This is a genomic window from Hyphomicrobium sp. (assembly GCF_051860585.1).
GTDB lineage: Bacteria > Pseudomonadota > Alphaproteobacteria > Rhizobiales > Hyphomicrobiaceae > Hyphomicrobium_C.
Window position 1 is genome coordinate 111,406 of sequence record NZ_JBHYDS010000008.1, and the last position, 19,482, is coordinate 130,887.

A 19,482-nucleotide genomic window follows, 5' to 3' on the forward strand; every position below is an offset into this window, starting at 1 on the left:
CGACCTGTTGTGATCGAGCGACGCGAGATCAGAACATCGCCGGGTGAACCTTGTCCGGCGGCGCATGGCCGTCCAGGAACGCCTTGATGTTGATGATCACCTTCTGGCCCATGTCGACGCGGCCTTCGATCGTGGCCGAGCTCATGTGCGGCAGCGCGACGACCCGGTCGGATGCCAGCAACTTCGGATTGATCGCGGGCTCGTGCTCGAACACGTCGAGGCCCGCGCCTGCGATGGCGCCCGCTTCGATCATGCGCGCGAGTTCGTTCTCGTCGATCACCTCGCCGCGCGCCGTGTTGACGATATAGGCGGAGGGCTTCAGCAGCTTGAGGCGGCGTGCCGACAGCAGGTGATAGGTGGCCGGCGTGTGCGGGCAGTTGATCGACACGATGTCCATGCGGCTCAACATCTGGTCGAGGCTTTCCCAGTACGTCGCGTCCAGATCGTGCTCGATGTCCGTCGAGAGGCGCTTGCGATTGTGATAGTGAATCTGCAGCCCGAATGCCTTGGCCCGCTGTGCGACGGCCTGCCCGATGCGGCCCATGCCGACGATGCCGAGGCGCTTGCCGAAGATGCGATTGCCGAGCATCCAGGTCGGCGACCAGCCGGCCCACTTGCTCTTGGGATCGCGAAGATAGGCGGCGCCTTCCGGCAGCCGGCGCGGCACGGCCAGGATCAGCGCCATGGTCATGTCGGCGGTATCTTCGGTCAGCACGCCCGGCGTGTTCGTGACCGTGATGGCGCGGTTGCGCGCCGTATCGAGATCGACGTTGTCGACGCCGGTGCCGAAGTTGGCGATCAGGCGCAGCTGCGGCCCCGCCTGGGAGATCACCGCGCGGTCGATCCGGTCGGTCACCGTCGGCACCAGCACGTCCGCGACCTTCACGGCCTCGGCGAGCTGCGCTTGGGTCATCGGCGTGTCGTCGGCGTTGAGACGCGCATCGAACAGTTCGCGCATGCGTGTTTCGACGACGTCGGGCAGCTTGCGCGTGACGATGACGACTGGCTTCTTCACAGGGCTGGGCATATCTCTTCCACCGGCGGCAGGGAGCCTGGTGCTCCGGAAACGAGCGTCACGCGTCGAACCCGTGCATCAGGCCCAAAAACTGGGATTTGGAGCACGTTCCCGTCGCGTTTCCATATTTTGCAGCGCGAACGTGTCCTAGGATCAGGCAGTGTCTAACAGAAGGTCATGTCCGTGACAAAGTGATGGATTGTCTGGGCGCATCAATAAGGAGTCTGTGTAAAAGGGCAATGTGCGGGGATCGAGCATGAAGCAGAGCCGGCTGGCTCGGATGGAGCGCGGGGCACGAAGCGCGATCGCGGCCGTTATGGCTGTGTCGATCGTGGGCGCGACCCTGGCAGGCTCGGCGGCCCAAGGCGCGCCGGCGCAAGTGGCCGCTCCGGCGCAACCCGGCGTGGCGGCGAGCACGGGCAAATCGGAAAGCGGACTTCCGCTGCCTCGGTTCGTCAGTCTCAAGGCCGATCGCGTGAACCTGCGCGCGGGTCCCGGCACGGACTATCCGACGTCATGGGTCTACCGCCAGGCCGGACTTCCGCTTGAGGTGCTGAGCGAGCTCGAGGGCTGGCGGCAGGTGCGCGACGCGGAAGGCGCCACGGGCTGGGTGGTGCAGTCCCTGCTGTCCGGGCGGCGCACGGCGCTCGTCACACCGTGGGACGTGAAGGCGGGCCAGGCCGCGCCCCAGGTCGCAGTTCGCGACGACGACAGCGAGAGTTCGCGCGCCGTCGTCAATGTCGAAGCCGGCGTCATCGCCAACGTGCATTCGTGCGATGGACGCTGGTGCCACGTCACGATCGATCGCTTTCGGGGCTACGTGCTCCAAAAGCAGCTCTGGGGCGTCTACGAGAACGAGATCGTCAACTGACCGCGGCGATCAGGCTTTGCCGCTGGTCTTCGGAACCAGGCGCACGACAACGTCGATATGGCTGACGCGCATGCCCTCCGGCGGCTCCGGCAGGCCGTCGACCCGGATCGAGTCGCCCGGGATATCCATCAGCTGGCCGTGCTCTTCGATGAAGAAGTGGTTGTGGTTGGACGTGTTGGTGTCGAAGTAGGCCTTGCCGCCGTCGATCGCGAGTTCGCGCAAGAGACCGACGCTCGTGAACTGATGCAGGGTATTGTAGACGGTGGCGAGCGACACATGCTCGCCCTGCGCCAGGGCTTCCGCGTGCAGCATCTCGGCCGAGACGTGGCGGTCTTCTCCGCCGAGCAGCAGCGTGCCGAGCGCAACGCGCTGGCGCGTCGGGCGCAGGCCGGCCTTACGCAGGCGCTCTGCGATGCAGGACTGCAAAGGCGCAAGCGAGCCCTCCGCGAGAGTGTCCTCGCCGGCACCGGCATTGAGGTCGTCCGTGACGTCTTCGATCATGAAAAATTCGACTCGCTAACCGGACGGCGACCAGGCCCGACGTGGGCGGCCGCTATCGATCCCGGAATCTCCAACCACCTCAGTATAAAAGGACGCCTTCGCAACTGCAACCCATAGGCCAACGGGGGTATTTTAGGGGTAAACGCCTACTCCGCCGCGAAAAAGGCGGGCCGAAGACGCCGCGGGCCCTGCGCCGGTCCTCTGGCCCTTCCGCGCCGGTCCTCTGGACAATCCGTCACCCTGCAAACCCACGACTTGACGGTGGGCCTTAATATCGTTTGAACGTCAGCCGGATGTGCTAGACAACCGCGGCTTGGTGCGGACCCAACCGTACGCACTGCAGAGGGATGATACGGATCTATGGCCGAACGCCGTTCAAGCTACGATTTCGACGATCTTCTTGCGTGTGGACGCGGCGAGCTGTTCGGGCCAGGCAATGCACAGTTGCCGCTGCCGCCCATGTTAATGTTCGACCGCATTTCCCATGTTTCCGAGAATCAGGGCGCGCACGGCAAGGGCCAGATCGTGGCCGAGCTGGCCGTGGCCGGCAACGAGCGCCTCGATTGGTTCTTCGATTGCCACTTCAAGGGCGATCCGGTGATGCCGGGCTGCCTCGGGCTGGACGCATTGTGGCAGTTGACGGGCTTTTTCCTCGGCTGGCTCGGCGCTCCGGGACGTGGCCGCGCCCTCGGCGTCGGTGAGGTCAAGTTTACCGGCATGGTTCTGCCTTCGGTCAAAAAGGTAGAGTACGTTGTCGACATGAAGCGGGTCATTCTGCGGCGCCTGAAGCTTGCCATTGCGGATGGAACTCTGAAGGCGGACGGCCAGGTGATCTACACGGCGACGGATCTTCGCGTCGGCCTGTTCGAGACCGGCGAAGCGCCGGCGGCCGCTTGAGCGAAAGGGCGGGAGACGTGCGCGAGATGTCTTCGAGGCGAGGAAGGGATTGTCGATGAGACGGGTTGTCGTCACCGGCATGGGCATCGTGTCTTCGATTGGGAACACGACCCAGGAGGTGCTGGCCTCGTTGCGTGAGGCCAAGTCCGGAATCGTCAAGGCGGACAAGTACGCCGAGCTCGGCTTCCGCTGCCAAGTGCATGGCGAGCCGAAGCTCGACTGGGAATCCCAGGTGCCGCGCAAGCCCAAACGCTTCATGGAAGCGGGCGTGGGCTGGAACTATATCGCCATGGATCAGGCGATCCGCGATGCCGGCCTCGAGCCCGGCGAAGTCGTCAACGAGCGCACCGGCATCATCATGGGCTCGGGCGGGCCGTCCACGCGCGCCATCGTCTGGGCTGCCGACACCACCCGCCAGAAGGATCCGAAGAAGGTGGGGCCGTTCGAGGTCCCCAAGGCGATGTGCTCAGGCCCCTCGGCCGCGCTCGCCACGAGTTTCCAGATCAAAGGCGTCAACTACTCCATCGCGTCGGCCTGTGCGACGTCCGCCCACTGCATCGGCAACGCCGCCGAACTCATTCAGTGGGGCAAGCAGGACGTGATGTTCGCTGGCGGCTGCGAAGAGCTCGATTGGACGCTCTCGGTGCTGTTCGACGCCATGGGCGCCATGTCGTCCCGCTTCAACGGCACGCCGGCCACCGCCAGCCGCGCCTACGACAAGAACCGCGACGGCTTCGTCATCGCGGGCGGCGCAGGCGTGCTGGTGCTGGAAGAGCTGGAACGCGCCAAGGCGCGCGGCGCAAAGATCTACGCCGAGATCACCGGCTACGGCGCGACCTCGGACGGCCACGACATGGTCGCCCCGTCTGGTGAAGGCGCGGCCCGCTGCATGGAACTCGCCATGAAGGGTCTCGACGGCAAGGGGCTTCCCTATCCGGTCGACTACATCAACCCCCATGCGACAGCCACCCCAGTGGGCGATCTCAAGGAGATCGAGGCCATCCGCAAGGTCTTCGCCGATAAAACGATCCCGAAAATTTCGGCGACCAAGTCCCTTACGGGACATTCATTGGGTGCCATCGGGGTGCAGGAAAGCGTCTTCTCCATTCTCATGATGAACAACGGGTTTATCTGTGAGAGTGCCAATATCGAGGAGTTGGATCCTGCGTTCGAAGACATGCCGATTGTTCGTGCCCGCATCGACAACACGGAGCTTAACTGTGTCATGTCGAACAGCTTCGGTTTCGGCGGGACAAATGCAACTCTAGTGTTTAATCGCTATAATGGCTGAATTCTTGCACGGCAGCGCGCCATAGGGGATCAGCCCCGAGGGACTGCCGGGTATGAAAGTTTACAAAAGTGGGCGCGGCTGGTTCGAGATCGGCCGCAAGTTTGGTGCGAGTGCGAGGACGACCATGGCCGAATATGACCTTTCCAACCCCGGCCCCCTGATGGCGGGAAAGCGCGGGTTGATCATGGGCGTCGCGAACGAGCGTTCGATCGCCTGGGGCATCGCGCGCGCGCTTCACGGTCAGGGCGCCAAGCTTGGGTTCACCTATCAGGATGGAGCCTTTGGGCGCCGCGCCGTTCCGCTCGCCCAGTCGATCGGCGCCGAAATCATTGAGCCGTGCAACGTCCTTGATCTGGCGACCGTCGACAAGGTGTTTGACCGGGTCAAAGAGGTCTGGGGAAGCCTGGATTTCGTCGTGCACGCGTTGGCCTATTCCGATCCCCGCGAGCTCTCCGGCCGCTACGTCAATACAACGCGCGAAAACTTCACGAACACGATGGCGATCTCTTGCTTTTCGTTCACGGAAATTGCGCAGCGTGCATTGCCGCTCATGCCGAACGGCGGCTCGCTTCTGACTCTGAGCTACGGCGGCGCCACGCGCTCCGTTCCCTCCTACAATGTGATGGGTGTGGCCAAGGCCGCCCTTGAGGCATCGGTTCGCTATCTTGCTGCCGACTTGGGCCCCCAAGGCATCCGCGTCAATGCAATGTCGGCCGGCCCGATGCGAACGCTCTCGGGAGCTGGCGTGTCCGATGCCCGCGTCATCTTCAATTTCCAGAAAGAGCATTCCCCGCTCCGCCGGACGCCGAGCCTCAACGATGTCGGCGGCTCCGCACTTTATCTCCTGTCGGATCTCTCGGCCGCGGTGACCGGCGAGGTTCATTTCGTCGACTGCGGCTACAGCACGATTTCGATGCCGACCCTCGACGCCCTCAAGGCCGCCGAATCCGATGCGCCTGCCGCTGCTCGCCGCTCGCCCTCGGAAGCCGCCGAATAACCGGCGAACGGTTTCCATGCGCGCGCGAGGGGCGAGGCTGTTGACCGTGTCTGCGGTTCCCTGCCATCAGTGGCGCGCATGATTGGCGTCTTCGATTCTGGTCTCGGCGGGCTCACGGTGCTTTCGGCGCTGGCCGAGCGCTTTCCCGAGCAATCCTTCGTCTACCTGGGCGATCATGCCCATGTCCCCTATGGCGACAAGCCGTCGGAAGACATCATCGATTTGACGCGCGCGGGCGTCGAGGCGCTGTTCCGGCGGGGCTGCAAGCTCGTGCTGCTCGGCTGCAATACGGCGACCGCCGTCGCGGCCCGCCGTCTGCAGACAACGTGGCTGCCGGGTACGCCTTGGGCCACGGCGGGCCACAACGTTGTCGGCATCGTGGCGCCGACGGTCGAGGCCGCCACCCAGACACCGTGGGCCGTCACGACGCCTCAGTACCCGCAGAAATTCCTCACCGATCGCATCGCCGTCTTCGGCACCACGCGCACGATCGCGTCCAACGTCTACGCCGAAGAGATCCGCAAGCGCTGCCCGAAGGTCACCGTCGTGCAGCAGGTCTGCGCCGAGCTTGCAGGCGCGATCGAGCGCGACGTTCCCGAGGCGGGCTTGGAACGCCTCGTCGTCGCCGGCATCGAAGGCGCGATGGCGCAGGCGGACGGCGAACCCCCGCATCGCGCCATTCTCGGCTGCACGCATTTTCCGCTCGTCGAGCACCTGTTCCGCCGCCACCTGCCGGCCGCCACGCGCATCCTCTCGCAGCCCGAGATCGTGGCCGATAGCCTCGAGGACTACCTCTCGCGCCATCCGCACTATTTGAGCGGGTCGCACGCCGCCGGAGCCGATGCAGCAAGGGCCGCCGCGCCGAAACTCGTGCTGCTGACGACCGGTGATATCGTCGAGGCCAGCGCGCGGGCGCGCGTGTTCGCGAAAACGACGCTCGACTTCGAGCATCTCGACGCCTGACGCGCGGATCGAGACGCGCCGATCAAGCCGATCAAGGAGACCTGACGATGGCCGAGCAGACGCCTCTTTGCGATTTCGGATGGCGGGCGCCGGACTTCAGGCTGCCGGCGACCGACGGCAAGACCTATGCCCTCGACGAGCTGCGCGGCCCGAAGGGCACCCTCGTCATGTTCATTTGCAACCACTGCCCGTACGTCCAGGCCGTGCTCGATCGCCTGATCCGCGATGCGAACGATCTCGCGGCACTGGGCGTCTCGACGGTCGCCATCTCGTCGAACGACGCGGCCGCCTATCCCGAGGACGGCTTCGAGCGCATGGCGGAGGCCGCGGCCGCCCACGGCTTCCCGTTTCCCTACCTCTACGACGAGAGCCAGGACGTCGCCCGGCGCTATGGCGCCGTCTGCACGCCGGATTTCTTCGGCTTCGATGGCGCGCTGGGGCTCCAGTACCGGGGCCGGCTGGATGCCAGCGGCAAGAACCCCGCCCCGGCGGGCGCCCGGCGCGACCTGTTCGAAGCCATGCGGACCGTCGCAGCGACCGGTCGCGGCCCGGCCGATCAGGTGCCGTCCGTCGGCTGCTCGATTAAATGGAAAACAGCCTGAAACGGCGGCATGCAACGCCGCAGAGCCCCGGATTCAGGCCAAATCCGTTGACCGCGCACATGCCCCGAAGCTATAGACCTGCCATCGGACCAGGAGTCCCGTCGAAAACGGGGTCCGCGGTCCCATCGAAAAGCCGCTCGGAACGCAGGTTTCGGGCGGTCAACGCATTTCAGCCAGCGCCTGCGGGCGCCGGCATGTCCGGGCAAATGCCCCGGCGCGGAATGAAACGTCGTACAGTCGCATAGTCATGGAGAGGCCGCCCGGCTGGGTCTCGGCTCTCCGAAGAAAAGGAAGTTGAGATGGCCAATACGAAATCGGCAAAGAAGGCCGCCCGGCAGATGGTGACCCGGACCGCGGTCAACAAGAACCGTCGCTCGGCAGTGAAGTCGGAAGTCCGCAAGGTCGAGGAAGCAATCGCTTCGGGCAACAAGGACGCCGCCGCAACCGCGCTGAAGTCCGCTCAGCCTGCGCTCGTTCGCACCGCTCAGAAGGGCGTGATGCATCCGAAGACCGCGAGCCGCAAGGTGTCGCGTCTGGCTCAGCGCATCAAGGCGATGGCGTAAAGACGGGGGTCTACCCACCGCTCTTTCGCAAACGCGTTTGTCAGTATTCAACATGTCACCTGTTCGCCACAGGGAAGAGCGTCCGAACAGTCCGGACCCGCTCATTCAAGACATCTAAGTGACGGTATTTCGGGGCAGCTCTGGGTCGTTTTGCAAAGACTCGATATTCCCGCTGCCCCCCTCCGTTCCCCCCACCAAACAAAAAACACCATCCGCGGCGCTCTTCACAGGAGCGCCGCATTTTTTTCTGACGCTCGTTCGGGCGCTCGCGAATTGGCTTTCGCGTCAAAGAGTTTCCCCCCAGGTGCTGTGGATAGGACTCAAGTTTTCCACGTTGCACCCACTGCTCATCCCCTGGGTTTCGAACCGGTTCTGCACCCGCCCGGCCGCTTGCTAAGAAGTTAGCGACCCGTTAAAAGAGTCCTCGTCAGCGCGACGGGCCGACATCGACTGTAAAGTCTAGTATCCCCCGGCGCCTCGGACTCAGGGTCTGGTTGCGTATAGTCATCCTGAATTGTTCATGAGTTCAGTTGAGTGCGAGTATTCCGTAGGTATCTACGGAATGTGCCTGCATTTTACTGGGCGTCTACTTTTTCTTTACTTCATTAACCATCCGCGTTCGGGGCATCTGCCCCGATGAGGTGGTACCGGGTTCGGGGTTAAGAGTTTGAACGACACCGTCAAAATTGTGGATGTGCCCGCTGATGCAACTTGGGCCCGTCTCGAGGCTGACAAGGACGCCGTTCTGATCGATGTGCGGACACGAGCAGAATGGACGTTCGTCGGGCTCCCAGACCTCAGCTCGCTGAACAAACGCGTTTTGACGGTCGAGTGGCAATCCTTCCCAGAGTCTCGGATCGATTCCGGGTTCGCGGACAAGTTGGCGAGCCATTTCGAAAAGGCCGGCGTGCGGAAGGACGCAGAGCTGTTCTTCATATGCAGGTCGGGCGCGCGCAGCCAGTCGGCGGCGCACGCGATGGCAGAGGCGGGATATCCGCACTGCCGCAATGTTGCGGACGGTTTCGAGGGCCCTCTCGATAGCCGTCAGCAGCGGGGGCAGGTGGCAGGCTGGAAGGCCGCCGGTCTGCCCTGGAAGCAAGGTTAGAGGGTCAAAGTGTAGTGGCGCTGCCCGTTTGGGCGAATGAGCAGTGCCACGGGGTCATCCGTCTTGCGGAAGACGGAGCAACAAGTGCGCGGGGTACACGTCTATGCAAGCCATCTCAAAAGCGGAGCTATCTTTTTCACCTGAGCGGACAGCTCGGGCCCCGGCGGGCCAGCTCGTTGCCACCGCTCCGGCGGTTGCGAACGAGGCCACCGGCACGGCCGGCAAAGGCGCCAAGGTGCGCGCCACGCTGCGCGCCCGTTTGGGCGAGGACATCTACACGAGCTGGTTCAACGCGCTTGAGTTCGACGAGTTCGACGGCAAGACCGTAAAGGTGTCGGTGCCGGTCAAGTTCCTTCGCAAATGGATTCAGTCGCACTATATCGATGAATTGCTGGCGTGCTGCCGGTCGGAATTCAAGACGGCCGAAAACGTCGAGGTTGTCGTTCGCCAGCCGGGTGGTTCGGCGCCGCGCCCTGCGCTCGTGCAGGCCGAGCCGGCCAAGACGATGCGCGAAGCGGCAGCGGAACTGCGTCCGATGGGCGGCTTCGAGCCGATCCGGCCTGCAGCCATTTCCCGCCCCGTCGCCGGGCGCACGAGTGTCGACGGCTTCGAGGGCTCTCCTCTCGATCCTCACCACACATTCGAGAACTTCGTCGTCGGCGCTCCGAACCGCATGGCCTACGCAGGCGCCATGCAGGTTGCGGAAACCGTGCTGACGGACAGCCCGGCCTTCAACCCGCTCTATCTCTATTCGTCGGTCGGCATGGGCAAAACCCATCTCCTCCAGGCCATCGCCTGGGAGGTGAAGCGCCGGGCCCAGAACGCGCAGGTGCTCTATCTCACAGCCGAGCGCTTCCGCTATCAGTTCGTCGAGGCGCTGCGCGCGCAGGACTCGGTCTCCTTCAAGGAGAAGTTCCGCTCGATCAACATGCTCCTCATCGACGACCTCGAGTTCATGCAGGGCGAGAAGACCGAGCAGGAGTTCGACCACATCATCAACGCGCTGCTGGACGGCGGCCGTCAGATCGTTGTCGCCTCGGCACGTCATCCCGCCCAGATCGACCGCCTCAACGAGCGCATGCGCTCGCGGCTTCAGCGCGGCCTCGTGGCTGAGATCGGCAGCTTCGACTACGAACTGCGCATGCGTGTCATCGAGCAGCGCGTCGCCGAGAAGCGGAACATCGACGCCACGTTCGAGCTGTCGCGCGACGTGGTCGAGATCCTGGCCAGCCGCCTGACGGAAAGCGGACGCGAGCTGGAAGGCGCCGTCAACCGCCTTTTCCTGACGTGGCAGCACATGCACGCGCCCATCACGCTCGACATCGCCGAGAACGTCGTGCGCGACCTCTTCCAGGGCGTTGAGCCGCGCCGCATCAAGATCGAGGACATCCTTCGCATCATCTCGCGCCATTTCGGCGTGTCGAAGGGCGACCTCCTCTCGCAGCGCCGTCACCGCTCGGTCGTCTGGCCGCGCCAGATCGGCATGTACCTCGCGAAGCAGATGACGCATCGCTCGTTGCCCGAGATCGGACGCCGGTTTGGCGGCCGCGACCACACCACCGTCCTGCACGCGATTCGCAAGATCGAAGGCGTGATTGCCGGCGATGCGGGTCTCCGCGATGAAATCGACGAGCTCAAGAAGATGATCGGCCACTGATATGGCCCTGAAAAACAAATGAAAAATTCGAATTGGGCATGGCCTGTCGAGGGAGATCGGCGCCGTGTCTGAGCGGGGCGGGAGCGGTATCTTCGGATGCTGCTCCCGAAGCTTTTTTGCCGAACGGCCGCAAATTGCGGGACGGCCATGGGAAAGCGCCGGGAATTCGGGCGCGGCCCACTTGAAATGGTGCCCCTGATCGGGGCAAGTTGTGCGTCGCACGCCATTTCTTCATCCATGACGAAGCTGAGCCTTTTCACCCCTCTGGTCGTCAGAGGTCGGATGGCGATCCTTCGTCCCATCGGCGAGCCGGCCCAAATTTGGGGGCACGGATCGCAAACTTCGAGGCAACCGATGCGGCTCGTGATCGAACGCGGTGAACTTCTGAGGGCGCTCGGCCACGTGACGAGCGTCGTCGAACGCCGGACGACGATTCCAATTCTCTCCAACGTTTTGCTCAAGGCCTCGGGGCAGGCCCTCGAGCTCAAGGCGACCGATCTCGAACGCGAGGTCATCGAAGAGGTGCGCGCGGAAGTCGGCGCGCCCGGTGCCGTCACCGTGCCCGCCCACATTCTGCACGACATCGTGCGCAAGCTGCCGGACGGCAGCCAGGTCGACATCCGCCGCGACGCCGAGAAGGAGCGCCTGACGCTTGCGGCCGGCCAGGCCCGCTTTGCTTTGCAGACGCTCGGGCCGGAGGATTTCCCGGACATCAATGCCGGCGATCTCGGCCACTCGTTCGAAGTCGCGGCCAAGGATCTGAAGCGCCTGATCGACAAGACGCGCTTTGCCATCTCGACCGAAGAGACGCGCTACTACCTGAACGGCATCTACTTCCACATCGCCGACGCCGGCTCGACGTCGATGTTGCGCGCCGTGGCGACCGATGGCCACCGCTTGGCCCAGGCCGAGCTGCCGCGTCCGAAGGGCGCCGAGGGCATGCCCGGCGTCATCATTCCCCGCAAGACGGTGCACGAGCTTCACCGCCTGATCGAAGAAAGCTCCGACACGGTCAACGTCTCGGTCTCTGCTTCCAAGGTGCGCTTTGAAATCGGCCCGGTGACGCTCACGTCGAAGCTCATCGACGGCACGTTCCCGGATTACGGCCGCGTCATTCCCCAGGGCAACGACAAGGAAATGCGCGTCGCCAACGCCGACTTCATCAGCGCCGTCGATCGCGTTTCGACGATTGCGAGCGAGCGCGGTCGCGCCGTGAAGCTCAATCTCGCGAAGAGCAAGCTGGTCCTCTCGGTCAACAACCCGGAAGGCGGCAGCGCCACCGAGGAGATCGAGGTCAATTATTCGGCGGCGCCCCTCGAAATCGGCTTCAACGCGAAGTACCTCCTGGACATCGCGGGCCAACTCGAAGGCGAGGAAGCGCGCTTCCTGCTCGCCGACGCGGGCTCGCCGACCATGATCCGCGGTGGCGAGGACCAGACGGCCCTCTACGTGTTGATGCCGATGCGCGTCTAGAGTGCTTCCGGAAAAGTGGGAACCGGTTTTCCGATAAGAAGCGCGGACTGAAAAAAGTGCTTCCGGAAAAGTGGGAACCGGTTTTCCGATAAGAAGCACGTGCTCTAGTGCGCCTTGCGCCCCGCAGAAATGGATGCGATGGGCCGAACACTGCACCCCTCCCCTTGACGGGGAGGGTGGCGCGTCAGGCCCGAGGCATGCTTCGGCATGTCATGCCGGAGCATGCTTGGGCATGAAGCGCTGGGCGGGGTGAAGGTCGAAACCGTCGGCGGGTCACTTGGCTTCCCCCCACCCCTAACCCCTCCCCGCCCGGGGGGAGGGGAAACCGAAACCCAAAGGGACTCGGCGTCGTCCGACGGCATGGAAAGACGCAACGCTTGGCATCCGCCATAGAACATGACGCGCCCCGCGCCTCGCCTCTCGCGCCTCGCCTTTGGGTCGAGCGCCTGACGCTGACGGGCTTCCGCAACTACGGCACGCTCGCGCTCGAGCTCACGCCCGGTCCGGTCGTGCTCACCGGCCCCAACGGCTCCGGCAAGACCAACATCCTCGAAGCCGTGTCCCTGCTCGCCCCTGGCCAGGGCCTGCGCCAGACCCCGTTTCCGGATCTGGCGCGCTCCGGCGGCGACGGCAGCTGGAGCGTATCCGCCCGCGTCCACACGGCCGTCGGCGCCGTCATCATCGGCACGGGCCTCGCAGCCGATGGTCAGCGCAGCGAGCGGCCAACCGGCCGTCTCGTGCGCATCGACGGCGACGCCAAATCCGGTTCGGGCGCCCTCGGCGAGTATGTGGAGCTGGTCGGCATCACCCCGGCAACGGACGGACTGTTCACCGGCCCCGCCTCCGAGCGCCGCCGCTTTCTCGATCGCCTGATCGTCTGCTTCGACCCCGGCCACAGAACCCGCGCCGGTCGCTTCGAACGCGCCATGGCGCAACGCAACCGGCTGCTGTCGGATGGCGTGACACGCGGCGGCGGCATCGACGGCCTTGAAGTGGTCATGGCCGAGATGGGCATCGCCATCGCCGCCGCGCGTGCCGAAGCCGTGGCCGCTCTGACGGCCATGATCGAGGCGCGGCGGGCGCGCGACCCGGAAAGCCCCTTCCCCTGGAGCGCGGCGCGGCTCGAAGGCGCGGTCGACAACGATCTCGCCCTGCGCCCCGCGGTGGATGTCGAGGATGGCTACGCCCGCACGTTGCGCGAGACGCGCGAGCGCGACCGCGCGGCCGGCCGCACGCTCGACGGCCCGCACCGCTCCGACTTCTCTGTCAGCCACGGCCCCAAGGGGATTGCCGCCAAGCTCTCGTCGACAGGTGAGCAGAAGGCGCTGCTCATCGGCCTGTTGCTCGCCCACGCCGAGCTCGTCGCGGCGCGGCGCGACGGCATGACTCCGATGCTTCTGCTGGACGAGGTGACGGCGCATCTGGACAGCGACCGGCGCGGCGCTCTGTTCGCCGAACTGCTGCGGCTCGGCACGCAGGCCTGGATGACGGGAACGGATCATCAGGCCTTTTCTCATTTGCTCGGCAGCGCGCAATTCTGGCGTGTCGATCAAGGTCTGCTGACGCCGGGCGGCTGACGCTATCGACCTTGCCGCCGCACCTGTTCAACAGCTTGAAAAACATAACAAATTTAATGCGGTGTAAGCCGCTGAAAAGGCGCTTTTTTGCCCCGTTGCAGGGGCCGCTGTGATAGAGTGCGCCCGAATAGAAAAGACACGTTTCGACAGGCCCTAAATGAGCGCGCAACCCGCCAAGAATATCCCGCCTCCCGAAGACTACGGCGCCGACAGCATCAAGATGCTGAAGGGCCTTGAGGCTGTGCGCAAGCGCCCCGGCATGTACATCGGCGACACCGACGACGGGTCGGGTCTGCACCACATGATCTACGAAGTGGTCGACAACGCCATCGACGAGGTTCTCGCCGGCCACGCGAACGCGTGCGAGGTCACGCTGAACCCGGACGGCTCGTGCACGGTACGCGACGACGGACGCGGCATTCCGACCGGCATCAAGCACGACGACGACATGGATCCGAAGCGCTCCGCCGCCGAGATCGTCTTCACCGAGCTGCACGCGGGCGGCAAGTTCGACCAGAATTCCTACAAGGTGTCCGGCGGCCTGCATGGCGTCGGCGTGTCCGTCGTCAATGCGCTCTCGACGTGGTTGCGCGCCCGCATTTGGCGCGACGGCAAGGAGCACGTGATCGAGTTTAACGACGGCGTCGCGATTGCGCCGCTCAAGGTCGTGGGCGAAGGCAACGGCAACCGCGGCACGGAGGTCTCGTTTCTTCCAAGCCCGAACACGTTCACCAATATCGAATTCGTCTACGCGACGCTTGAGCACCGCTTGCGCGAACTGGCGTTCCTGAACTCCGGCGCGAAGGTCGTGCTGACAGACGCGCGGCACGCCGACATCAAGCGCGAGGAATTCTGCTACGACGGCGGCACGGCCGCGTTCGTGCGCTATCTCGACCGGTCCAAGCAGGCGCTCATTTCCGAGCCGATCATGATTCTCGCCGACAAGGATCGTGTCGGCGTCGAGGTCGCGCTGTGGTGGAACGACAGCTACCACGAGAACGTGCTCTGCTTCACGAACAACATCCCTCAGCGCGACGGCGGCACGCATCTCGCGGGCTTCCGCGGCGCGCTGACCCGCGTCATCAACAAGTACGCGGCCGACAGCGGCATCTCGAAGAAGGAGAAAGTCGATCTCTCCGGCGAGGACGCGCGCGAAGGCCTCACCTGCGTGCTCTCCGTCAAGGTGCCGGACCCGAAGTTCTCCAGCCAGACGAAGGACAAGTTGGTCTCCTCCGAGGTGAAGCCCGTCGTCGAGAGCGTCGTCTTCGAGGAGATGACGGCTTGGTTCGAGGAGCACCCGAAGGAAGCCAAAACCATCGTCGGCAAGATCGTGGAGGCAGCCCTTGCCCGCGAAGCAGCCCGCAAGGCGCGCGAGCTGACGCGCCGCAAGAGCGCGCTCGACGGCCTGCGGCTGCCAGGCGGCTTGGCCGAGTGCCAGGACCGCGATCCCATCAACACCGAGCTGTTCATCGTCGAGGGTGACTCGGCAGGCGGCTCGGCGAAGCAGGGCCGCAAGCGCGAGTATCAGGCCGTGCTGCCGATCCGAGGTAAGATCCTCAACGTCGAGCGCGCGCGCATCGACAAGATGCTGTCGTCGGAGCAGGTCACGAACATCATCGGTGCGCTCGGCACCGGCATTCGCGAAGACTTCGACCTGAAGAAGCTGCGCTACCACAAGATCATCATCATGACGGACGCCGACGTCGACGGCGCCCACATCCGCACGCTCCTGCTGACCTTCTTCTATCGCCAGATGCACGATCTCGTGGCGCAAGGCCACGTCTACATCGCCCAGCCGCCGCTTTACAAAGTGAGCCGCGGCAAGAGCGGCACCTACCTGAAGGACCAGCGCGCGCTGGAGGATTACCTGATCGACTCGGGGCTAGAGGACAACGTGCTCGTGGCCGGAGGCGAAGAGCGCGCCGGCAAGGATCTGCGCGACATCGTCGATCAGGCCCGCGGCATCGTCGGCGCGATGGATCAGCTTCATTCGCGCTATTCGCGTCTCGTCGTCGAGCAGGCGGCAATCGCCGGCGCCTTCGATACGGATCTCGTCAAGTCGTCGGACGGCGCCAACGCAACGGCCGCCATGATTGCCGCGCGGCTCAACGAAGTGGCGGAGGAAACGGAAAAGGGCTGGGAAGGGACCTTCGGCAACGACGGCTTCCTGCTCAAGCGTGAGGTCCGCGGCGTCACCGAGGCGCATGCGCTCGACCGCGCGCTGCTGGCCTCTCTCGATGCCCGCCGCCTGAACGAGAAGCGCAACCATCTGGCGGAGGTCTACGGGCTCGGCACCAAGCTCCGCCGCAAGAACGACACGCTGACCATCTTCGGCCCGCGCACGCTGCTCGATGCCATCTATGAGGCCGGACGCAAGGGTCTGTCGCTCCAGCGCTACAAAGGCTTGGGCGAGATGAACCCGGAGCAGCTCTGGGAAACGACCCTCGACCGCGATGCGCGCACGCTGCTGCAAGTCAAGATCGGCGACGTGTCGGAAGTGGACGAGATTTTCTCGAAGCTGATGGGCGACGTCGTCGAACCCCGGCGCGAGTTCATCCAGGAAAACGCGCTCACCGTCGCCAACCTCGACGTTTGAGGTCTCAGTAGACGGCGCGCAGAACCAGGACGCGGCCGCCTACGCGGCGGCCGGCGTCTTCTCGCTCACTTCGTCGGTCCAGACCTTGAACGTCGTCAAAACGTGCGGACCGAACGTATGCAAGAGCGGCACGTCCGTCGCGTCACGGCCGTGCGCCACGACGATGCGCCCGATGCGCGGCTTGTTGTGGCGCGCGTCGAACGTGCACCAGCGCCCGCCGAGATACACTTCGCACCAGGCACTAAAATCCATCGGCGCGGGATCCTTCGGCACGCCGATATCACCGAGATAGCCGTTGACGTAGCGGGCTGGAATGTTGAGACAGCGGCAGAGCGCGATCGTGAGATGGGCAAAGTCGCGGCAGACGCCGACCTGCTCCTGGTAAGCCTCCGCGGCCGTGCGCGTCGAGCGCGCATGCGGATAGCCGAACTTCAAACGGCCATGCACGAAGTCGACGATCGCCTGGACACGCGTCCATCCGGGCGTCACGCTGCCGAATTGCTTCCACGCCATGTCGCTCAATTGGTCCGTCTCGCAATAGCGGCTTCCGAGCAGATAGACGATAACGTCGTCCGGCAGGTCGGGGATCGGCACCTCGGCCAGGCTTGTGTCGATGAAGTCGTGATCGCCCCAATCGCGGATCGTGCCATTGAGCGTGAAGCGGAAATCCCCCGGCGGCGCCACCATGCGGCGGCAACGGTTGTTGAACTGATCCCGGTAGTGCGAGTTCGCGACTTCGGGCGTCGTCATGAATGCGCTTTCCGTCAGCACATCCGTCCGGCGGTTATCGCAAATATCGAGAAGCGTAATAATCGGGGTAGGCTGGGGAACATTGATAGCGATATCGAACCCGTAATTGATGAGCATGGTGATCACCCTCCGTTGGTTCGTAACGCGAGGGTAGGCCTCACTGTTCCGACTGTGAAGCGGCTGAAAATTGGGCACTTGCACGGGCTTTGCCCCTGTCTCAGAGTAATCGGACGATAAAGGACCATTGCCGCCCGTGACGTCTCCCCCGCAAACCGAAATGCCGCGCCCGTTCGACGCCGTCATGCTCGACGTCGATGATGGCCATTGGATTTATGCCGAGGAGATCGGTACGCGCGGCGGCATCCCGGCGCTATTTCTGCACGGCGGGCCGGGCAGCGGATCGCAGCACGGCCATCGGCTGCTGTTCGACACCGCGCGTGTCCACGCCGTGCTCTTCGACCAGCGCGGCGCCGGGCGCAGCCATCCGTATCTCGCCACCCACGCCAACACGACGCAGCACCTCGTGGCCGACATCGAGCGTATCCGCGTGCACTTCGGCTTCGAGAAGATGCTGATCGTCGGCGGGTCGTGGGGCTCGACGCTGGCGCTCGCCTACGCCGAAACGCATCCGGAACGTGTTGCAGGTCTCGTGCTTCGCGCCGTCTTTCTCGGCACCGACGCGGAAGTCGATTGGGCCTTCCGGCGCGCCCCGCAGCAGTTGCGGCCCGATCTCTACGCGAGCTTCGCCGCAGCCCTGCCCGAAGGCGAACGCGAAGACCCGCTCAAATCCTACGTCGTCCGATTGACCGACCCCGATCCGGCCGTGCACGGACCGGCCGCGCGGCGCTGGTTCCAGTTCGAGCGCATCCTGTCGGAGTTCTCGCCCGGTGCGGCAACGCTGACGGAAGGGGCAGCCGACACCGGCCGCATCCCGCCGACGCCGATCCTCGAAGCCCACTATATCGCCAATAGCTTTTTCCTTGCGCCCGGACAGCTGCTTGACGGCGCGTCCCGGCTGGGGTCCATTCCCGGCGTGATCGTCCAGAGCCGGTACGATCTCCTGTGTCCGCCGCGCGTGGCTTACGACATTTCGCGCCGCTGGCCGGGATGCCGCCTGGAAATCGTACCGGGCGCCGGGCATTCCATGAACGATCCCGGCGTGTTCGATGCGATGAAGCGCGCGGTGACCGAACTGGCCGGCATCAAGTAAGCATCACGCAAGAGAGCAAAGCAGCATCGATAGAGTGGCGATGTCCGTTACCATCACAGCATTCTACAAGTTCGTCGCCATCGAGGATCCGGAGGCGCTGCGCGAGGCCGTGTTCGCCCATTGCGGCCACGGCGCCGTCATGGGCACGATCCTGATCGCACCGGAAGGCATCAACGCAACGATCGCGGGCTCCGACGCGGCCATCCGCAGCGTGCTGGCGTGGCTGCGGGCCGACCCGCGCTTCGCCGATCTGGTGAGCAAGGAATCGTATGCAGACAACGCTCCGTTCGGGCACCTCAGGGTCAAGATCAAGCGCGAGATCGTGACCATGCGCCGTCCCGAGGCCGACCCGGGCAAGCAGGTCGGCACCTATGTTCCGCCCGAACAGTGGAACGAGCTGGTGAGCCGCGACGACGTGATCGTCGTCGATACGCGCAACACCTATGAGGTCGGCATCGGCACGTTCAAAGGCGCCGTCGACCCCGGCACAACCGCGTTCAGCGAGTTCCCCGATTTCGTCGAGGCCAACTTGGACCCGGCGAAGCACAAGCGCGTCGCGATGTTCTGCACGGGCGGCATCCGCTGCGAAAAGGCGTCGGCGTATTTGCTCTCGCTGGGCTTTCCCGAGGTCTATCACCTCGAAGGCGGCATCCTGAAATACCTCGAAAAGATCCCGCCCGAGCAGAGCCTGTGGCAAGGCGAGTGCTTCGTCTTCGACGAGCGGGTGTCTCTGGAGCACGGCGTGCGGCCGGGGTCTTACGCCATGTGCTACGCGTGCGGTATGCCCTATAGCCGTGAAGCGAGGAGCGAAAACAAGAGCAACGAGGCTGGAACGTGCCCGGCCTGCTCAAGCGGCGGAAAGCTTTAATCCCGCGATCGACGCGACGAGCAGCGTGAGAAAGACGAGCCGCGCCACGGCGACCGGCTCGTTGAAGAATAGAATGCCGACGCTGGCCGTGCCGATGACTCCGAGGCCGCCCCACACCGCATAGGCTGTCCCGAGCGGGATCGATGCCGTCGATTTGGCGACGCAGGCAAAGCTGAGCGCGGCGAGCGAAAGCACCAGCAGGATGGGCAGCGGGCGCGTGAAGCCGTCGGTGTAGCGGATGGCGGTGGTAAAGGCGACTTCGAGCACGCCTGCCAGCAAGAGATAGATCCAGCTCATGATGGTGTCCGTTACCTGCGACCCGCGATCCAGCGACGTGTGGTCGCGTCGCTGTCGTCGTTGTCGTTATGGGCGGCGGGCAAGGCGTCGAAGCGATGGTCGCGACCCGTGTGCAAATGCGCCCGGCCCGTAAGCAGGTCTTCGAATACGCGCACGAAACTTTCGATGGCGAGAAGCATGGCGATCTCCTTTCGGACTGTTGGGAGCACCGTGCGCCGCGAGCGGTTTCGGTACAAACGCCAATGCTTT

General features: G+C 64.3%; 19 protein-coding genes. 14 read left to right on the forward strand and 5 right to left on the reverse strand.

The window, feature by feature from the left end; translation table 11 throughout:
- Positions 1–28 precede the first annotated feature (28 nt).
- The gene (locus ACTIFK_RS13900; protein WP_439543677.1) at positions 29–1,027 is read right to left on the reverse strand and encodes a 2-hydroxyacid dehydrogenase; all 999 of its coding nucleotides are present in this window, start codon (positions 1,025–1,027) and stop codon (positions 29–31) included.
- A gap of 244 nt (positions 1,028–1,271) precedes the next feature.
- On the opposite strand from ACTIFK_RS13900, the gene ACTIFK_RS13905 reads away from it, so the two are divergent.
- Positions 1,272–1,886, forward strand: a complete 615-nt coding sequence (locus ACTIFK_RS13905; RefSeq protein ID WP_439543678.1) for an SH3 domain-containing protein — start codon at positions 1,272–1,274, stop codon at positions 1,884–1,886.
- 9 nt (positions 1,887–1,895) lie between these two features.
- Here the strand turns inward: ACTIFK_RS13905 and irrA are convergent, their stop codons facing one another.
- The gene (irrA, locus tag ACTIFK_RS13910) at positions 1,896–2,387 is read right to left on the reverse strand and encodes an iron response transcriptional regulator IrrA (protein WP_439543679.1); all 492 of its coding nucleotides are present in this window, start codon (positions 2,385–2,387) and stop codon (positions 1,896–1,898) included.
- 360 nt (positions 2,388–2,747) lie between these two features.
- Between irrA and fabA the strand changes: the two genes are divergently transcribed.
- The 11 genes from fabA to gyrB all read left to right on the forward strand — a co-directional run bounded on the left by fabA (position 2,748) and on the right by gyrB (position 16,108).
- The gene (gene fabA, locus ACTIFK_RS13915) at positions 2,748–3,284 is read left to right on the forward strand and encodes a 3-hydroxyacyl-[acyl-carrier-protein] dehydratase FabA (protein WP_439543680.1); all 537 of its coding nucleotides are present in this window, start codon (positions 2,748–2,750) and stop codon (positions 3,282–3,284) included.
- Positions 3,285–3,339: 55 nt separating this feature from the next.
- Entirely contained in the window at positions 3,340–4,575 is a 1,236-nt protein-coding gene (fabB, locus tag ACTIFK_RS13920; RefSeq protein WP_439543681.1) for a beta-ketoacyl-ACP synthase I, read from the forward strand.
- Positions 4,576–4,699: 124 nt separating this feature from the next.
- Positions 4,700–5,572, forward strand: a complete 873-nt coding sequence (locus ACTIFK_RS13925; protein WP_439543774.1) for an SDR family oxidoreductase — start codon at positions 4,700–4,702, stop codon at positions 5,570–5,572.
- Positions 5,573–5,650: 78 nt separating this feature from the next.
- Positions 5,651–6,535, forward strand: coding sequence for a glutamate racemase (locus ACTIFK_RS13930; protein ID WP_439543682.1), 885 nt, complete (start codon positions 5,651–5,653; stop codon positions 6,533–6,535).
- Between the two features lie 47 nt (positions 6,536–6,582).
- Positions 6,583–7,137, forward strand: a complete 555-nt coding sequence (locus ACTIFK_RS13935; RefSeq protein ID WP_439543683.1) for a thioredoxin family protein — start codon at positions 6,583–6,585, stop codon at positions 7,135–7,137.
- A gap of 299 nt (positions 7,138–7,436) precedes the next feature.
- Positions 7,437–7,700, forward strand: coding sequence for a 30S ribosomal protein S20 (rpsT, locus tag ACTIFK_RS13940; RefSeq protein WP_439543684.1), 264 nt, complete (start codon positions 7,437–7,439; stop codon positions 7,698–7,700).
- Positions 7,701–8,367: 667 nt separating this feature from the next.
- On the forward strand, positions 8,368–8,805 hold the full coding sequence (locus ACTIFK_RS13945; RefSeq protein WP_439543685.1) for a rhodanese-like domain-containing protein: 438 nt from the start codon (positions 8,368–8,370) through the stop codon (positions 8,803–8,805).
- A 103-nt stretch (positions 8,806–8,908) separates the two neighbouring features.
- Positions 8,909–10,462 carry a chromosomal replication initiator protein DnaA gene (gene dnaA / locus ACTIFK_RS13950; RefSeq protein WP_439543686.1) on the forward strand — a complete coding sequence of 518 codons (1,554 nt, stop codon included), beginning with the start codon at positions 8,909–8,911 and terminating at the stop codon, positions 10,460–10,462.
- A 354-nt stretch (positions 10,463–10,816) separates the two neighbouring features.
- The gene (gene dnaN, locus ACTIFK_RS13955; protein WP_439543687.1) at positions 10,817–11,935 is read left to right on the forward strand and encodes a DNA polymerase III subunit beta; all 1,119 of its coding nucleotides are present in this window, start codon (positions 10,817–10,819) and stop codon (positions 11,933–11,935) included.
- Positions 11,936–12,312: 377 nt separating this feature from the next.
- Positions 12,313–13,512, forward strand: coding sequence for a DNA replication/repair protein RecF (gene recF, locus ACTIFK_RS13960; RefSeq protein WP_439543688.1), 1,200 nt, complete (start codon positions 12,313–12,315; stop codon positions 13,510–13,512).
- A 157-nt stretch (positions 13,513–13,669) separates the two neighbouring features.
- A complete protein-coding gene (gyrB, locus tag ACTIFK_RS13965) occupies positions 13,670–16,108 on the forward strand; it encodes a DNA topoisomerase (ATP-hydrolyzing) subunit B (RefSeq protein WP_439543689.1) in 2,439 nt (812 codons plus the stop codon).
- 39 nt (positions 16,109–16,147) lie between these two features.
- Here gyrB and ACTIFK_RS13970 read toward each other — a convergent pair whose 3' ends face one another.
- Entirely contained in the window at positions 16,148–16,975 is an 828-nt protein-coding gene (locus tag ACTIFK_RS13970) for a transglutaminase-like domain-containing protein (protein WP_439543690.1), read from the reverse strand.
- A 160-nt stretch (positions 16,976–17,135) separates the two neighbouring features.
- Here ACTIFK_RS13970 and pip point away from each other — a divergent pair, with 160 nt between their 5' ends.
- Positions 17,136–18,068 (forward strand): prolyl aminopeptidase, encoded by a 933-nt coding sequence (pip, locus tag ACTIFK_RS13975; RefSeq protein WP_439543775.1) that lies wholly within the window; start codon positions 17,136–17,138, stop codon positions 18,066–18,068.
- 40 nt (positions 18,069–18,108) lie between these two features.
- On the forward strand, positions 18,109–18,936 hold the full coding sequence (gene trhO, locus ACTIFK_RS13980) for an oxygen-dependent tRNA uridine(34) hydroxylase TrhO (RefSeq protein WP_439543691.1): 828 nt from the start codon (positions 18,109–18,111) through the stop codon (positions 18,934–18,936).
- Here the strand turns inward: trhO and ACTIFK_RS13985 are convergent.
- Positions 18,916–19,233, reverse strand: coding sequence for a DMT family transporter (locus ACTIFK_RS13985; RefSeq protein WP_439543692.1), 318 nt, complete (start codon positions 19,231–19,233; stop codon positions 18,916–18,918). The two genes, trhO and ACTIFK_RS13985, sit on opposite strands and share 21 nt — an antisense overlap.
- Positions 19,234–19,244: 11 nt before the next feature.
- The gene (locus tag ACTIFK_RS13990) at positions 19,245–19,412 is read right to left on the reverse strand and encodes a hypothetical protein (RefSeq protein ID WP_439543693.1); all 168 of its coding nucleotides are present in this window, start codon (positions 19,410–19,412) and stop codon (positions 19,245–19,247) included.
- Positions 19,413–19,482 lie beyond the last annotated feature (70 nt).

Excerpts from the sequence above, each read along its gene's own strand:
- ACTIFK_RS13900 (WP_439543677.1), bottom strand. The coding sequence starts at position 1,027 with ATGCCCAGCCCTGTGAAGAAGCCAGTCGTCATCGTCACGCGCAAGCTG.
- ACTIFK_RS13905 (WP_439543678.1), top strand. The coding sequence starts at position 1,272 with ATGAAGCAGAGCCGGCTGGCTCGGATGGAGCGCGGGGCACGAAGCGCG.
- irrA (WP_439543679.1), bottom strand. The coding sequence starts at position 2,387 with ATGATCGAAGACGTCACGGACGACCTCAATGCCGGTGCCGGCGAGGAC.
- fabA (WP_439543680.1), top strand. The coding sequence starts at position 2,748 with ATGGCCGAACGCCGTTCAAGCTACGATTTCGACGATCTTCTTGCGTGT.
- fabB (WP_439543681.1), top strand. The coding sequence starts at position 3,340 with ATGAGACGGGTTGTCGTCACCGGCATGGGCATCGTGTCTTCGATTGGG.
- ACTIFK_RS13925 (WP_439543774.1), top strand. The coding sequence starts at position 4,700 with ATGGCCGAATATGACCTTTCCAACCCCGGCCCCCTGATGGCGGGAAAG.
- ACTIFK_RS13930 (WP_439543682.1), top strand. The coding sequence starts at position 5,651 with ATGATTGGCGTCTTCGATTCTGGTCTCGGCGGGCTCACGGTGCTTTCG.
- ACTIFK_RS13935 (WP_439543683.1), top strand. The coding sequence starts at position 6,583 with ATGGCCGAGCAGACGCCTCTTTGCGATTTCGGATGGCGGGCGCCGGAC.
- rpsT (WP_439543684.1), top strand. The coding sequence starts at position 7,437 with ATGGCCAATACGAAATCGGCAAAGAAGGCCGCCCGGCAGATGGTGACC.
- dnaA (WP_439543686.1), top strand. The coding sequence starts at position 8,909 with ATGCAAGCCATCTCAAAAGCGGAGCTATCTTTTTCACCTGAGCGGACA.
- dnaN (WP_439543687.1), top strand. The coding sequence starts at position 10,817 with ATGCGGCTCGTGATCGAACGCGGTGAACTTCTGAGGGCGCTCGGCCAC.
- gyrB (WP_439543689.1), top strand. The coding sequence starts at position 13,670 with ATGAGCGCGCAACCCGCCAAGAATATCCCGCCTCCCGAAGACTACGGC.
- ACTIFK_RS13970 (WP_439543690.1), bottom strand. The coding sequence starts at position 16,975 with ATGCTCATCAATTACGGGTTCGATATCGCTATCAATGTTCCCCAGCCT.
- pip (WP_439543775.1), top strand. The coding sequence starts at position 17,136 with ATGCCGCGCCCGTTCGACGCCGTCATGCTCGACGTCGATGATGGCCAT.
- trhO (WP_439543691.1), top strand. The coding sequence starts at position 18,109 with ATGTCCGTTACCATCACAGCATTCTACAAGTTCGTCGCCATCGAGGAT.
- ACTIFK_RS13985 (WP_439543692.1), bottom strand. The coding sequence starts at position 19,233 with ATGAGCTGGATCTATCTCTTGCTGGCAGGCGTGCTCGAAGTCGCCTTT.
- ACTIFK_RS13990 (WP_439543693.1), bottom strand. The coding sequence starts at position 19,412 with ATGCTTCTCGCCATCGAAAGTTTCGTGCGCGTATTCGAAGACCTGCTT.